This window comes from Pseudomonas sp. DCA-1 (genome assembly GCF_046523955.1).
GTDB lineage: Bacteria > Pseudomonadota > Gammaproteobacteria > Pseudomonadales > Pseudomonadaceae > Aquipseudomonas > Aquipseudomonas putida_Y.
In genome coordinates this window covers 5,552,563-5,566,827 of the sequence record NZ_CP169881.1, presented here as the reverse complement: position 1 = coordinate 5,566,827, position 14,265 = coordinate 5,552,563, and the positions used below count along the sequence as shown (strand labels likewise).

Here is a 14,265-nt window from a genome sequence, read left to right as displayed (position 1 = left end):
TGATGACGATGGTGGCGCTGGGCATCCGCGAAACGGTACGGCCATGGTCATTTGAACCTGAAGTGCCCGAAGGTTTCGCCCACAGCGCACCTTTGGAAAAGCCGCTCTCCACGGCATCACTGGTCCTGGCCTTCGGTCTCAGCTCGCCTGACGGGCAACCTACGGGCCGGGCTGATCTGGTGCTCAAGGCATGCTTCATTCCCAGCCGTGGCGAAGCGCGTGCGCTTGTGGGCAGCCGGGACGGTGACGCCCTCTATCGGGTCGGCGACCGGTTGCCGGACGGGAGCGTTGTGCGCCGTATCGAGGTGCGCAGCATCACGCTCTGGGACGGCAGCGTCGAACAAAGCGTGGCGATGTCCGGCAGCCGCCCCAGTATATTCCTTACCTCTGGCAGCGCGGCTGTGGCTGGCCCTGCTCCAGCAGATCCACCCCGCTTGTTGCGGGAGGTGCAATGACTTTACAACGCTATTTGCAGGTTGCCTTGGTCGGCACTTGCCTGTCTGTGGCCGGCACGTTGGCATTGGCAGATACTGCAACCTGGCAGTTGGCGATGAGCGATGCCGATGTGCGCGATGTCGTACGGGAAGTCGGGGCAATTCTGGATCAGACGATCGTGCTCGACCCTCGCGTGCAGGGGCGTATCACCGTGCTATCGAATGAGCCGCATGATCGCGAGGGCGTTCGCCGGCTGTTTTATTCGGTATTGAATGCGCAGGGTTTTGCAGCGGTGAACGATGGCGACCGCTTGCTGGTGCTTCCAGCCAGCGAAGCCAAGGTCTGGGCGAACCAGCAAGCCGACGCGATCCCTGCTGCCTTCACCACGCGGGTGTTCAGCCTGTCGGGCAGCATTGCCGCCGATCTGGCGGGCTTGCTGCGGCCGCTGGTATCGAGCAATGGCTACATTGGCCCGTCCAGTTCTGCCAATGCCTTGGTGGTTACCGACTCGGCTGCGAACCTGGACCGCTTGCAAGCCTTGGTGGCACAACTGGACAGCGGTCAGCGACATGACTATGAGCTGGTGACATTGCGTACGGCACAGGCTGCTGAAGTATTGCCTGTCGTCGAAGCATCGGCCGGTGGCCCCGATAGCGGTGTACGGGTACTTGCAGATGTGCGCGGTAATCGCCTGCTTGTTCTCGGCCCGGAAAAGTCCCGGCAACGTATGGCGCAGCTGGCCCGTGACCTGGATGTGGCGGCACCGGCCTCTTCGCAAAACTGGCGGGTGGTGCGCCTTCAGCATGGCAATGCCGAGCAGTTGGCCGAGGTACTGAACGATGTAGGCAAGCAACTGGATGGCAAGGCCTATAGCGAGAGCCCGGCCCCGGCGTTGGCGGCTGGGGTAATGGTCAAGGCCGATGCCAGTCAGAATGCGCTGCTGCTGTTGGGGGAGCCACGCATGCTCGACAATGTGGCGCAAATGATCGCGCAGTTGGACCAGCCCCGCGCGCAGGTGCTGATACATGCAGCCATTGTCGAAGTCAGCGGGGATATCAACGAAGCTCTGGGCCTGCAGTGGGGCGTCGATACCGGCAGCCTGAAAGGCGGCGTGACCTTCCCCGACAGCGGGGCTGCTTTCGCTGATCTGTTCGACGCGGACAAACTGTTGCCCAGCGGCGCAGCGCTGGCCATTGGGTCGGACAGGTTTGGCCTGCTGGTGTCGGCTCTGGCCAGCAACAGCCGAAGCAACCTGCTTTCCACGCCCAGCCTGCTTACGCTGGACAACCAGGAAGCGCAGATTCTGGTGGGCCAGAATGTACCGTTCAAGACCGGCTCCTATACCACTTCCGGCAGCGGCGCGGACAACCCGTTTACAACCGTGGAACGCAAGGATATCGGTATCAGCCTCAAGGTTCGCCCGCATATCAATGAGGGCCGGAGCCTACGCCTGGAGGTCGAGCAGGAAAGCTCCGAACTCGCCCCCAGCACCGTCGAAGGCGACCTGATCACCAGCAAGCGAACGCTCAAAAGCACCATCCTTGCCGCCGATGGCGAGATCATCGTGATCGGAGGGTTGATCAAGGACAGCGTGCGTACCGAGCAGCGAGGAGTGCCACTGTTGAGCCGCATACCGCTGATAGGCGGGCTTTTCCGCTGGAGTCGGGACATTCAGGAGAAGACCAACCTGATGGTTTTCCTGCGGCCTACCCTTTTACGTACCCAGGCTGAACTGATCGATTCGGGGCGCCGCGCTTACCGTGATGTGCACTCAGCCGATCCGCAGCGTATGCCTCGGGAGGCCCGCGAGTTGTTCGAAACCCGGCCTGTCCCTACCCGGGAGCCTGGCTCTTGAACCCTGAACTCTCATTCGGCTTTGCCCGGCGCCACGGCATTCTGCTGGACCGGCAGGCGGCAGAACCGGCCGTTTTGATGCGCGACAGCGCCTCGCTGCAGGTGCTTTCTGAGGTGTTGCGCGTGACAGGCAGTCACTGGCCGCTGCGTCTGGTCGATGAAGGGCATTTTGCCGAGCGCCTTGCCGCTTGCTATGGCGGTACTCAGGACGCTGCCCATACCGTCATCCAGGGGCTGGATGAGCAGATTGACTTACCACGCCTGGCGCAAGCCTTGCCGCAGTCATGCGACCTGCTCGACCAGCAAGGGGACGCGCCGATTATCCGCTTGCTCAATGCCTTGCTCAGCGAAGCAGTCAGGTCGCGCGCCTCGGATATCCACTTGGAAACCTTCGAACAACAGTTGCGGGTACGCATGCGTATCGATGGCGTCATGCGTGAGGTCCTGTCGCCGCCACGGGCGCTGGCGGCGCTGCTGGTGTCGCGTATCAAGGTCATGGCGCGTCTGGATATCGCCGAGAAGCGTGTGCCCCAGGATGGCCGCATCAGCTTGCGCCTGGCAGGCCATGAGGTGGATGTGCGGGTGTCGACGTTGCCCGCTGCTCACGGCGAGCGCGTTGTGCTGCGGTTGCTGGACAAGCAGGCAGTGCGCCTGGATATCCAGCACATGCAAATGGAGGCTTCGGTGAGCAAGGCCTTCCTCGCCATGCTGGACAGGCCAAATGGCATCTTCCTGGTTACAGGACCAACCGGGTCCGGCAAGACCACAACGCTTTATACGGCGCTTTCGGTGCTTAACCGGGAGTCCCGCAACATTCTTACTGTCGAGGATCCGATCGAATATCACCTGCCCGGCATAGGCCAGACCCAGGTCAACACCAAGGTGGACATGACCTTCGCCCGAGGTCTTCGGGCGATACTTCGCCAAGATCCGGACGTTGTGATGGTGGGCGAAATTCGTGACCGTGAAACTGCCGATATTGCCGTGCAGGCATCCCTGACCGGGCATCTGGTGCTCTCGACCTTGCATACCAACAGCGCTTTGGGGGCCATCACGCGGCTGGCGGACATGGGCGTTGATACCTGCCTGCTTGCTACTTCCCTTGCCGGCGTCATGGCTCAGCGGCTGGTGCGGGTGCTGTGCCCGCACTGCAAGGCTGCCTGTGTGGTCGATGAAGCCATGGCCAGTGCCCTGGGCTACCCCAAGGAGCTGCCGACGCATGTCTATCAGGCGGTGGGGTGTGAACAGTGTCAGCAGGGCTACAGCGGCCGCCTGGCGTTACACGAAATGGTTGTCGTCGATGAACAGTTGGCCCAGGCGATTCACGCCCGGGCGTCACAAGCGACCATGCGCGAAATAGTCCGTGGCGACTCAGCCAGCCTGTTTCAGCATGGCGTGCAAAGGGTCTGTATGGGACAGACCAGCGCCGCAGAACTTTTGCGCGTGACTGGCCAGGACTGAGCATGGCGGTTTTCAGCTTCATCGCACGGAACAATAGCGGCGTTCGTCAGCGCGGCTGCGTAGAGGCCAGTAGTGCGCAACAGGCCCGGCAGCAGCTGCGTGATCAGGGCCTGTTCGTGCTCAAGGTCAAAGCGGCCAGGCAGTCTTCATTTTCCATCGTGCCCGTGCGCAGGCGATTGACGCTTGCCCGGCGGTGCCTGTTGACGCGTCAACTGTCGACCCTTTTGCAGGCGGGCGTGCCGCTGACCGAGGCGCTACAGGCGGTGGCTGCCCAGAACGGTCAACGGCAGGTCCGGCAGGTGTTGCTCGGGGTCGCTGAGCGGGTAGTGGAAGGCAATACGTTTGCAGATGCACTGGCGCACTACCCATTGGCATTCCCGGTTGTCTACCGCGCAACCATAGCTGCTGCAGAGCGCTCCGGGTACCTGGCTGCCGTGCTTGAACGGTTGGCCGAGCATGGCGAACATCAGCAGGCGTTACGCCAGAGGGTACAGCTGGCGATGGCCTATCCCGCGATCCTGATGGTGGTATCGCTGTTGGTGGTGGGTTTTCTGCTCGGTTATGTAGTACCGGACGTTGTTCAGGCATTCAGTCGTGACCACGCCCAACTTCCGCTGGCGACACGGGTATTGATCGCGCTCAGTGACGCGGCCGGGCGCTATGGGGTGATCGCAGTGCTGGCGCTGGCTGCGTTGATCGCATCGATTGCCCTGGCACTTCACCACCCCGCACGCAAACGGCAATGGCATGCCCTGGCGTTGCAGTTGCCCGGCTATGCCGAATTCGTTCGCACACGTGAAGCCGCCCGCTTCGTCAGTACCCTGGCAATTCTTGGCCGTAGTGGTGTCGTGCTGGTGGAAGCAATGAGCATTGGCGCCGGGGTAGTCGGCAATCTGGTGCTACGGGAACGCTTGCTGACTGCCGTGCGCGAAGTAGCCGAAGGTGCAACGCTGGCCAGCAGTCTGGCGCGCAGTAAAACCCTGCCTGCGCTCATGCTGCACATGATTGCCAGTGGTGAGCGAGCAGGGGAGCTGGACAGCATGCTCGAGCGCGCTGCCGACCTTCAGGAAAAGCACCTGGCAGGTCGTATCTCGTTACTGGTCAGCCTGTGCGAGCCCCTGATGCTGCTGGTGATGGGGGGCATCGTGCTGTTCATCGTCCTGGCCATTCTGCTGCCTATTCTCAACCTCAACCAACTGGTCAACTGACATGCTCAATGGCTCTGCACGTCACTCGCAACGTGGCTTCACCCTTATCGAAATCATGGTCGTAGTCATCATCCTTGGTGTACTCGGAGCATTGGTGCTGCCCAATGTCATGAGCCGCCCGGACCATGCCAAGGTCACGGCGGCGCGCACCGATATTCAGTCCATTTCCACTGCACTGGAGATCTACCGGCTGGATAACGGGCGTTATCCGACCACGGCTCAAGGCCTCGAAGCGCTGGTTCGGCGCCCAAGCGTGGCGCCTCTGCCGCGTCAGTGGAACGCCCAGGGCTACCTCAAGCGCGCTGCGTCAGACCCTTGGGGGGCGCCTTACCGGTACGCAAGCCCCGGAGTGCGCTCGGGCCAGGGCTATGACCTGTACTCGTTAGGTGCCGATGGCCAAGCGGGTGGTGAAGGCTTGGATACAGACATCGGTAACTGGGACGAATGATCCGGCGCCGCTCCCAGGGTTTTACCCTCCTTGAATTGCTGTTGGTACTGGTACTGGCAGGTATCGTCATGGGCATGAGCGGTTTGATGGTCGGGCACGATCCGCAACGGACCGCACGCCAGGAGGCCGGGCTGTTCCTGCAGGTGGTTCAACAGGCCAGGCAGCGAGCAGTGCTCGAGGGGCAGACCCTGGGTATTCGCATCGACACTGACGGCTACCAGTTGATGTTGCGTACGGGGCAAACCTGGATGCCGACGGGGCAGCGCCGTAGTTTGAGCCTGAGCCTGCGGCTGGAGATCGACGGGTTGCCGGCAGGGCTTTCGAGGCACGGCGAAACAGCACAACTCACGTTTGCCAGCAACGATGAGTACACCCCGTTCCTGTTGTATTTCCTTGAGGCAGGTGTGCGGCTTGCCCATGTATCGAGCGATGGCCTGAATGACCCCCACCTTCACCTCTGAACGCGGATTCACGTTGCTGGAAGTGCTGGTGGCGTTGGCGATCTTTGCCGTATTGGCCGCGGCCGTGACTGCCGCCAGCCAGCACGTGTTGGTGCAAACGCAGGGTGCCCATGACCGGTTGTTCGCAAGTTGGATCGCTGATAACCGTTTGACCGAGCTTGGCCTTAACCCACTGCCCGTTGCAGGGCAGCGCGCCGAGACAGTCGTTTTTGGCCAGCGCACCTGGTTCGTGCGGGAGTCGATGCATCACCTGGTCGATGTGGGATTGATCGAAGTATCCATCACTGTAGGGCTGGCTGCAGATCGCACAGTGCTCCACCAGGCCACGGGCTGGCTGGAGGGTGGCAATGCTCTGCCATGAAAGCAAAACAGCGGGCCGCCAGCGGGGCTTCACCCTGCTGGAGCTGTTGCTGGCCATTGCCGTATTTGCCCTGCTGGCTCAAGGGACGAGCCAGTTGGTGGCAGCAGTGTTACAGACGGATACGGTACGTCAGCCCCAGGCCGCTGAACTGCGAGCCCTTGGCCGGGCGATGAGCGTAATGCAGCGAGATGCCTTGCAGGGTTATTGGCATGCGGGCAAGGCAAAGGGCAGCGGTCATGGCGTGACGCTGGAAAAGCATCGGGTGAGCTGGGTACTGGGAGCGGAGCGTGACAGCCAGCCGTTACCACGCAGCGATCTGAGAGTCGTGGAGTATTGGTTGGCGGAAGGTGTGCTGTGGCGCCAACGCCGCGGGCTGGAAAATGGCCAGGGCCAGCCTCAGCGCCTGTTGGAGGGGGTTGTCGAGTTGCGTTGGCGCATGCATGCAGCCGGTGTGGGCTGGCAACCCGAGTGGCCATCGGCCCACACCCGGCAACCACCGCAGGCACTTGAGGTGATGTTGTCGACCAAACGATTGCAGGCGATACGCCGCGTGCTGCCGCTGGCCGGGGGCACTCTGTGAAAAGCGCGCAGCAGCGTGGCCTGGCGCTGGTTACCGTGCTACTGGCCATGGCGCTGTTGTCGTTCCTGGTGGCCGGGATGTTGCGCAGCCATCAGGGAATGCTGGGCAGTGTGGGCCAGCAGATTGACGCATCGCAGTTGCTGAAACTGGCGCTGGCCGGGGAGCGTCATGCGCTGGGGCATTTGAAGCAGCAGGTTGCCACTGTGCTTCAGGTGACCCATCTCGGCCAGCCCTGGGCGCGCAGCCGTCAGCTGAGTCTTGGTGAAGGCCAGCTCCGCTATCGCCTGGAAGACCTTTCAGGCCGGTTCAACCTCGCTGCCCTGACGGTGAACGGGACACCCAATCCAGTCTTGCTCAAGCGCTGGAAACGCCTTTGCCGGTCATTGAAGATCGAACCTCCAGCGCTCGATCCGCTGCTGGGGCAGCCCATGCTCGACCCTTCCCAGCTGCGTGCGCTACCAGGCATGGATGCTCAAGCCGTGGCGCGGTTGCAGCCTTGGGTGACAGCCCTGCCGCGCACAGCAGGGCTGAACATCAATACGGCTTCGGCACGGTTGCTGGCGGCCCTTGAAGGTGTGGAGCTGTCTGTTGCGCGGCAGTTGGTAGGCGAGCGCCCCGAGCATGGCATTCCCACCGTGCAACGTTTTCTGGCACTCCCCTCGTTGGACGGCCTGGGCGTCGACAGTCATGGTTTATCCGTGACGAGCCGATGGTACCGCCTGGAGGTTCAGGCAGAACTGGCAGGCAGGCGGATGTACCTCTACAGCGACCTGGAAATCGATTTGGACACGCACCAAGTGCGCGTCATGCGACGTTCATATTCTGCACAACCGGAGCAAAGGCCAGATGAGTAGGCATTACCTGTTTTTACTGGCCCAAGGCATGCCTGCCGCGGGGCTGCAGTGGCCGGCGCTGCTGTACACGGCGCAAGGCGAACAATGCCGAACCACCCTCGGGGCGCTACCTACTTGGTTGGCGGGTGCTGCCGTGGTACTGGTGTTGCCGATGGAGATGGCCGGATGCTGCAAGCTGGACCCGGTGCCGGGCAGGCGGCCGACGCGCGAGTCGCTGGCTTACGCTGCCGAGGAGCAGCTTGCTGAGGCACTGGAAACCTTGCATTTGGCATTCGGTCCCCCAGACGCAGGTGGTTACCGGCAAGTTGTGACAGTCGCGCTGGAGGAGTATCGACACCTCATGTCGATGTTGCAGGCACAGGGCATCGACCCGGTTGCGGTGCATGTAGACGCCGACCTGTTGGGCACTGAGGAGGCTTGCGCGCTATGGTTCGAGGGTCGCTGGCTGTTGGGTGGGGCGGACGGTACGCGCCTGGCTGTCAGTGAACGGCAGGCTCATGTGTTGTCGCGCCGCTTGGCTCCCCGGCTCTGGCTGGCCGAGCCGGGTTCGCCTGGCGAGGCTTTGAGCGACAAGCATGTCGCCAGTGCTGTTGGCAGGCTGGTGGACGGGGGCGGCACTGCGGTGGACCTGCGCCAGGGCACGATGCGTCGACAGCGTAGCAGCCCGCCCTGGCAAGCCTTGGGCGGTGGCATGCTGGCAGCGCTGCTGCTGGTATGTCTGGCTGGTTACCTGCGTGCCGACTGGCTGCAGCAGCAAGCTTTACTGCAGCATGCCGAAAACGTGCAGATGTTCGCGCGCTGGGCTCCCGGGCAGGTGCCCGGCGCTGACCTGGCCGCTCAGGTCCAGGCTCTGGAGCAACGGCCTGGACCACCGACGGCTGTCGAGCGGTTGGCGATGCTTGCAGACCCGTTGGCGGGTGTTGGCAACGTTACGATCGAGCACGCCGAGGCCAAGACCTCAGAGGGTTGGACCATCGACGTCGTCGCCCAAGGTTTCGATGATCTGGAACGCCTTCGCCAGCGTGCCCCAGGGGTGAGGATGGGGCACGCACGGCAGGTCGGCGAAGGTGTACGGGCAACCATCTCCTGGCTGGAGGCTGAATGAAACGCTTGAACAAAAAGGCGCTGGCGCAGCAGTGGCAGCAGATACCGGCTGCCAGGCGAACGATTTTGACGCTGGCACTTTGGGCTGTGGGCCTGTTGATTGTCTGGCAGCTGGCCTGGTTACCGAGCCAGATCCGTTTGCGTAATGCTGAGGCTCACCTTGTGCAAGAACAAGCGTTGGCTGCGCTGTTGAAGCGTGTTACCCAACGCCAACCTCAGTCGGCTGGCACTTCCGAGCCGCTCACGCCTGCCAGTTTGAGCGAGCGTGCACGGCTTGCCGGCCTGCATGTTGCGGGCCTGGAGGCCAGGGAGGGGCAGCTGGAGGTCAGCCTGCAAGGCCCGCCAGCTGCTGTGCTGAGTTGGTTGCATGCCCTGGAACGGGACGGTGGACAGGTTCAGCGCCTGCAGTTGCAGGCTGTGGATGAACAGTTGCAGGTGCAGTTGGCTATGGCGCTGGCTGAAGGCTGAAGTCCGTATTGCTTGTGCGTTCAGGTTGCTTTGGCCGGCAGGCGGCTCAGGTGCAACGCCACCAGCAATGCCACCGCCAGCAAGCTGCCAATGAACAGCCCTATCCCGTTCCAGCCCCACTGGTGCCAGAACACCCCGCCCGCCGTACCGGCCACGCTGGAGCCGGCGTAGTAGCAGAACAGGTACAGTGACGACGCCTGCCCCTTTGCCTTCAGTGCCCGGCGGCCGATCCAGCTGCTGGCCACCGAGTGCGCACCAAAGAAGCCGAAGGTGAACACCAGCATGCCCACGATCACCATCACCAGGGGACTGGCCAGTGTCATCAGCAAGCCAACCGCCATTACCACGATGCTGGCCCAGAATACCTTGCGCCGGCCCAGCTTGTCCGCCAGGGCGCCGACCTGTGCCGAACTGTAGATGCCCGACAGGTAAACCACCGACAGCAAGCCGACCAGCGCCTGGTTCATGTGATAGGGCTCGGCCAGCAGGCGGTAGCCGATGTAGTTGAACAGGGTGACGAAGGCGCCCATCAGCAGGAAGGCTTCAAGGAACAGCCAGGGCAGGCCGGCGTCCTTGAAGTGCACGACAAAACCGTCCAGCAGGCTGCGTGGGTTCATCGTCTGTGCGCGGAAATTGCGTGACTCCGGCAGCACCTTCCAGAACACCAGTGCGGCCACCAGGGCCAGGCCGCCAATGGTCAGCATCGCCGTGTGCCAGCTGACGAAGTCGATCAGTACGCCAGTGATGAGCCGCCCGCTCATGCCGCCAATCGCGTTGCCGCCGATGTACAGGCCCATGGCCAGGCCAATGTGTTGCGGGTGGATCTCTTCGCTCAGGTAGGTCATCGCCACTGCCGCCAGGCCGCTCAGCGACAGGCCGACCAAGGCGCGGGTGGCCAGTACCAGCTCCCAGCTGGGCATCACTGCGCTGGCCAAGGTGGACAGGGCGGCGCAGACCAGCGCGAACACCATCACGGGCTTGCGTCCGATGCGGTCAGAAATGGGGCCGGTGATCAGCAGGCCGAACGCCAGCATGGCGGTGGACACCGACAGCACCAGGCTGCTCTGCGCCGCGTTGATGGCAAACTCCCTGGATAGCAGAGGCATCATCGGCTGTACGCAGTACAGCAAGGCGAAGGTGGCGAAACCGCCGCTGAACAAGGCCAGCACGGTTTTCATGAAGGCGGGTGTGCCTTTTTCGATCCACATTTCGGTCAGGATGGCAGGCTTTGGCTCAAGGAGGAGGGGGGCTACTGCAGTTTTCACGGACGGGTACCTCTGGCGCAATGAAAAAAGCATATAGCTGGCTAACGATTAGATCCAATATATTGTTCGACCTATTTGAGATGTTTGGCGACTTGTTTGGAGCGGATCATGGAACTGCGTCATCTGCGTTACTTCATTGCTGTGGCCGAAGAGCTGCACTTTGGCCGCGCCGCCCAGCAACTGGGTATTTCCCAGCCGCCCTTGAGTCAGCAGATCCAGGCCCTTGAGCAGGAGTTGGGGGCCCGGTTGTTCGACCGGACCAATCGTCGTGTCGAACTGAGCGAGGCCGGTCGATTGTTCCTCGAGGAAGCGCGCCAGGTATTGGCGCAGGTGGAGAAGGCTGCGGATGTAGCCCGGCGTGCGCAGTTGGGCGAGCTGGGTGAGATGAAAATCGGCTTCACCTCCTCGGCCCCGTTCACCTCGAAAATCCCCAAGGCTATTCATGCCTTCCGTCAGCGCTTTCCGGCGGTGCACCTGAACCTCAAGGAAATGAGCAGCCGTGACGTGGCCGAAGGGGTATTCGACGAGTCCATCGAGGTGGGGTTGATGCGGCCGATGCCGCTGCCGGAGGGGTTGGTGGCCACCGAGTTGTTCCGAGAACCGTTGGTGGCAGTGATCAATGCCTCGCATCCACTGGCTGAGGGCACCGAACAAGGCGTCTACATGGCGGCGTTGGCCCCTGAGCCCTTCGTGTTCTTCCCGCGTAGTTATGGCAGCGGCTTGCATGCACAATTGCTGAGCCTGGCGCGGCATGCAGGTTTCAGCCCCCATTTTGCACAAGAGGCAGGTGAAGCGATGACCATCATCGGCCTGGTCTCGGCGGGGCTAGGGGTGTCGGTGCTGCCGGCGTCGTTCCAGCGCATGCGCATAGAAGGGGTGGTGTACCGTACCTTGCTCGATGAAGAGGCGATGACGGCGGTGTGGCTGGTGCAGCGCGAGCGCGGTCATTCGGTGATGGCCAAGGCATTCGCCGAGTTGTTGACGGGGCAGGTGGTCGGTCAGGCGTGATGCCGGCCAAATGGCGCTGGTCATTGCCCCACAGCCGCCACATACTCGGGCATTCGTTGATACACGGAGGTCAATCATGCGGCGCGTGGTGTTCAATCAGAAAGGTGGCGTGGGCAAGTCGAGCATTGCCTGCAACTTGGCGGCGGTAAGTGCCAATGAAGGTTACCGGACCTTGTTGATCGACCTGGATGCCCAGGCGAACTCGACCCAATACCTCACCGGCCTGACCGGCGAGGACATCCCCATGGGTATTGCCGACTTCTTCAAGCAAAGCCTCTCCAGTGGGCCGTTCAGCAAGAAGAACAAGGTCGATATCTATGAAACCCCGTTCGACAACCTGCATGTGGTCACCGCCACTGCCGAGCTGGCCGACCTGCAACCAAAGCTGGAGGCAAAACACAAGATCAACAAGCTGCGCAAGTTGCTCGACGAGTTGGACGAGGATTACGAGCGTATCTACATCGATACCCCGCCGGCGCTGAACTTCTATGCGGTTTCTGCGCTGATCGCTGCCGATCGCGTGCTGATCCCCTTCGACTGCGACAGCTTCTCGCGACAGGCCTTGTATGGCCTGTTGGCCGAGATTGAAGACCTCAAGGAAGACCACAACGAAGACCTGATGGTTGAAGGCATCGTGGTCAACCAGTTCCAGTCACGTGCCAGCCTGCCACAGCAGATGCTCGACGAGCTGCTGGCCGAAGGGTTGCCGGTGCTGCCGGTGTACTTGGGCAGTTCGGTGAAAATGCGCGAATCGCACCACGCCAGCCTGCCGCTGATTCACCTGGAACCGCGGCACAAGCTGACTCTGCAGTTTGTCGAGTTGCATTCGCTGCTTGAAGAGAACGGTTGAATAGGCCGGAGCGGTTGGCGGGGGATTTTCATCGCTTATGAGATCGAGCGCCGCCCGCGCGGCGCATCGCGAGCTGTGCTCGCTCCTACGTTTGTTTCGGGCCAGTCATGCCTGTGACAGACGCGCGCGACCGCCTTGTTCGCGCAACACGATATCGCGTCGTGCGCCATAACGTTCGCGCGCAAATCCCTCAGGACTGATTGGCCCGAAACAAACGTAGGAGCGAGCACAGCTCGCGATGCGCCGCGCGGGCGGCGCTCGATCTCACAGGCGCCCCCCCCTCAAGGCCTACGCTTGGCCACCCCAACCCAATCACGCGTACTCCCTAATTCCTTGTAGAAGAGGCGTTACTCAGGAAGAGCAACTGATTTCCAGGTGCTTGCCCCACTCCGGCGGTCGCTCGGCGTAGGCTTGCATCCCGGGCTGTTCCTCGAAAGGCCTGGTCAGTGCTTGGTGCAGCCGTCGAACTTCACTGTAGTCCCCCGCCTCGGCCGCTTCGATGGCGTTCTGCGCCAGGTAGTTGCGCAGCACGTACAGCGGATTCACCGCATGCATCCGCTCACGGCGGCCTTCGCCATTACCGGGTTCACGCCCACAACGGGCCAGGTAGTCTGCGCCCCAGGCATCGAAACCGGCCAGGTCGATAAAGTCATCGCGCACTACCTTCAGTGCCTCGGCCACCGGCTGCTCACCCAATTTGCGGAAGAACAGGCTGTAGTCCACGCCACCGCGTTGCATACACTGCAGCAGGCGCTCGACCAGCGCCATGTCGTCATCTTCGGCCGTGGTCAGCCCCAGGCGCCGGCGCATCAGGTCCAGGTAATGGGCCTGGTACAGCGGCAGGAACAGGCCCAACGCTTCCTTCAGTGGCTCAACTTCGATCACGGTGGTCAGTGCCTGGGCCAGCGCGCTGAGGTTCCAGTGGGCGATGGGCACCTGGTTGGCGTAGCTGTAGCGGCCACGGTCGTCGGAGTGGTTGCAGATGAAGTTGGCATCGAAGTCGTCCAGAAACGCGTACGGGCCGAAGTCGAAGGTGATGCCCAGGATCGACATGTTGTCGGTGTTCATCACGCCGTGGCAGAAGCCATACGCTTGCCAGCGGGCGATCAGTTCGGCATTGCGCTCGACGATGGTGCGGAACATGGCCAGGTAGGGCTGCTCGGCGTCACGGCATTCGGGATAGTGCTGTTCCAGCACGTGGTCGATCAACACGCGCTGCTGCTCGGGCTGCTTGGTGTAGTAGAAGTACTCGAAATGGCCGAAACGCACATGGCTCTGCGCCAGACGCGTCAGCATGGCCGCACTTTCACGGGTTTCACGCCACACCGGGGTGCTGGAACCGATTACGCAAAGTGCCCGGCTGGTAGCGATGCCCAAGGCGTGCAGGGCTTCGGAGGCGAGAAACTCGCGAATCGACGAGCGCAGCACGGCGCGGCCGTCACCCATGCGGGAGTAGGGTGTCTGGCCGGCGCCCTTGAGGTGCAGGTCCCAGTGTTCGCCAGCGTCGTTGAGCACTTCGGCCAGCAGCAGGCCACGGCCGTCGCCCAGTCGTGGGTTGTACGAGCCGAACTGGTGGCCGGAATAAACCATCGCCCGAGGGTCGGCCTCTTCCCACAGTTTGTGGCCGCTGAACAGCTCGGCGAACACCGGCAGTTCGGCCTGGGCGGGGTCGAGGTCAAGCAAAGCCATGGCCGACTCGCTCGCTACCACCAGGCGCGGGTCTGCAATGGGCTCGGGCAGCACCTGGGTGGAGAACGCATCGCCCAGGCGGGCGAAGCGGTTGTCGAAGGTGAGTTGGTCGAGGGCTTTCACGGGACTGCTCCTTGGGTTCGGTGCCAATCGGGCCGCTTGGCGGCCCTTCGCGGGTGAACCCGCTCCCACAGCGGCCAGCGCCCGATGTAGGAGCGG

15 protein-coding genes are annotated in these 14,265 nt (G+C 62.3%); 13 read left to right on the top strand and 2 right to left on the bottom strand.

All coding sequences use genetic code 11. The features are described from left to right. Positions 1–2: 2 nt before the first annotated feature. The 11 genes from ACE4QZ_RS26100 to gspM are packed head-to-tail and all read left to right on the top strand — an operon-like array spanning position 3 to position 9,234. Positions 3–455 (top strand): hypothetical protein, encoded by a 453-nt coding sequence (locus ACE4QZ_RS26100; RefSeq protein WP_021783685.1) that lies wholly within the window; start codon positions 3–5, stop codon positions 453–455. Then, a complete protein-coding gene (gene gspD / locus ACE4QZ_RS26095; protein WP_103443680.1) occupies positions 452–2,290 on the top strand; it encodes a type II secretion system secretin GspD in 1,839 nt (612 codons plus the stop codon). The genes ACE4QZ_RS26100 and gspD overlap by 4 nt, the downstream gene beginning before the upstream one ends. Next, a complete protein-coding gene (gene gspE / locus ACE4QZ_RS26090; RefSeq protein ID WP_103469600.1) occupies positions 2,287–3,750 on the top strand; it encodes a type II secretion system ATPase GspE in 1,464 nt (487 codons plus the stop codon). Before gspD ends, gspE begins: the two co-directional genes overlap by 4 nt. Before the next feature lie 2 nt (positions 3,751–3,752). After that, positions 3,753–4,958 (top strand): type II secretion system inner membrane protein GspF, encoded by a 1,206-nt coding sequence (gene gspF, locus ACE4QZ_RS26085; RefSeq protein WP_103443681.1) that lies wholly within the window; start codon positions 3,753–3,755, stop codon positions 4,956–4,958. Between the two features lies 1 nt (position 4,959). Next, the gene (gspG, locus tag ACE4QZ_RS26080) at positions 4,960–5,406 is read left to right on the top strand and encodes a type II secretion system major pseudopilin GspG (protein ID WP_021783689.1); all 447 of its coding nucleotides are present in this window, start codon (positions 4,960–4,962) and stop codon (positions 5,404–5,406) included. Further along, positions 5,403–5,867, top strand: a complete 465-nt coding sequence (gene gspH, locus ACE4QZ_RS26075; RefSeq protein WP_021783690.1) for a type II secretion system minor pseudopilin GspH — start codon at positions 5,403–5,405, stop codon at positions 5,865–5,867. The genes gspG and gspH overlap by 4 nt, the downstream gene beginning before the upstream one ends. Next, positions 5,845–6,228 carry a type II secretion system minor pseudopilin GspI gene (gene gspI, locus ACE4QZ_RS26070; protein ID WP_021783691.1) on the top strand — a complete coding sequence of 128 codons (384 nt, stop codon included), beginning with the start codon at positions 5,845–5,847 and terminating at the stop codon, positions 6,226–6,228. The genes gspH and gspI overlap by 23 nt, the downstream gene beginning before the upstream one ends. After that, entirely contained in the window at positions 6,215–6,808 is a 594-nt protein-coding gene (gene gspJ / locus ACE4QZ_RS26065; RefSeq protein ID WP_021783692.1) for a type II secretion system minor pseudopilin GspJ, read from the top strand. The genes gspI and gspJ overlap by 14 nt, the downstream gene beginning before the upstream one ends. After that, positions 6,805–7,662, top strand: coding sequence for a general secretion pathway protein GspK (locus ACE4QZ_RS26060; protein WP_021783693.1), 858 nt, complete (start codon positions 6,805–6,807; stop codon positions 7,660–7,662). The genes gspJ and ACE4QZ_RS26060 overlap by 4 nt, the downstream gene beginning before the upstream one ends. Continuing rightward, positions 7,655–8,767 carry a type II secretion system protein GspL gene (gene gspL / locus ACE4QZ_RS26055; RefSeq protein WP_021783694.1) on the top strand — a complete coding sequence of 371 codons (1,113 nt, stop codon included), beginning with the start codon at positions 7,655–7,657 and terminating at the stop codon, positions 8,765–8,767. Before ACE4QZ_RS26060 ends, gspL begins: the two co-directional genes overlap by 8 nt. Continuing rightward, on the top strand, positions 8,764–9,234 hold the full coding sequence (gene gspM / locus ACE4QZ_RS26050) for a type II secretion system protein GspM (RefSeq protein WP_021783695.1): 471 nt from the start codon (positions 8,764–8,766) through the stop codon (positions 9,232–9,234). Before gspL ends, gspM begins: the two co-directional genes overlap by 4 nt. Before the next feature lie 20 nt (positions 9,235–9,254). On the opposite strand, the gene ACE4QZ_RS26045 is transcribed toward gspM, so the two are convergent. Then, the gene (locus tag ACE4QZ_RS26045; protein WP_223271109.1) at positions 9,255–10,442 is read right to left on the bottom strand and encodes an MFS transporter; all 1,188 of its coding nucleotides are present in this window, start codon (positions 10,440–10,442) and stop codon (positions 9,255–9,257) included. A 165-nt stretch (positions 10,443–10,607) separates the two neighbouring features. Here ACE4QZ_RS26045 and ACE4QZ_RS26040 point away from each other — a divergent pair, with 165 nt between their 5' ends. Together ACE4QZ_RS26040 and ACE4QZ_RS26035 are read left to right on the top strand one after the other, a co-directional pair. Further along, the gene (locus ACE4QZ_RS26040) at positions 10,608–11,507 is read left to right on the top strand and encodes a LysR family transcriptional regulator (RefSeq protein WP_010955618.1); all 900 of its coding nucleotides are present in this window, start codon (positions 10,608–10,610) and stop codon (positions 11,505–11,507) included. 76 nt (positions 11,508–11,583) lie between these two features. Continuing rightward, entirely contained in the window at positions 11,584–12,357 is a 774-nt protein-coding gene (locus ACE4QZ_RS26035; RefSeq protein WP_021783698.1) for a ParA family protein, read from the top strand. 351 nt (positions 12,358–12,708) lie between these two features. Here the strand turns inward: ACE4QZ_RS26035 and selO are convergent, their stop codons facing one another. Next, positions 12,709–14,169 (bottom strand): protein adenylyltransferase SelO, encoded by a 1,461-nt coding sequence (gene selO, locus ACE4QZ_RS26030; RefSeq protein WP_103469601.1) that lies wholly within the window; start codon positions 14,167–14,169, stop codon positions 12,709–12,711. Positions 14,170–14,265: the final 96 nt, after the last annotated feature.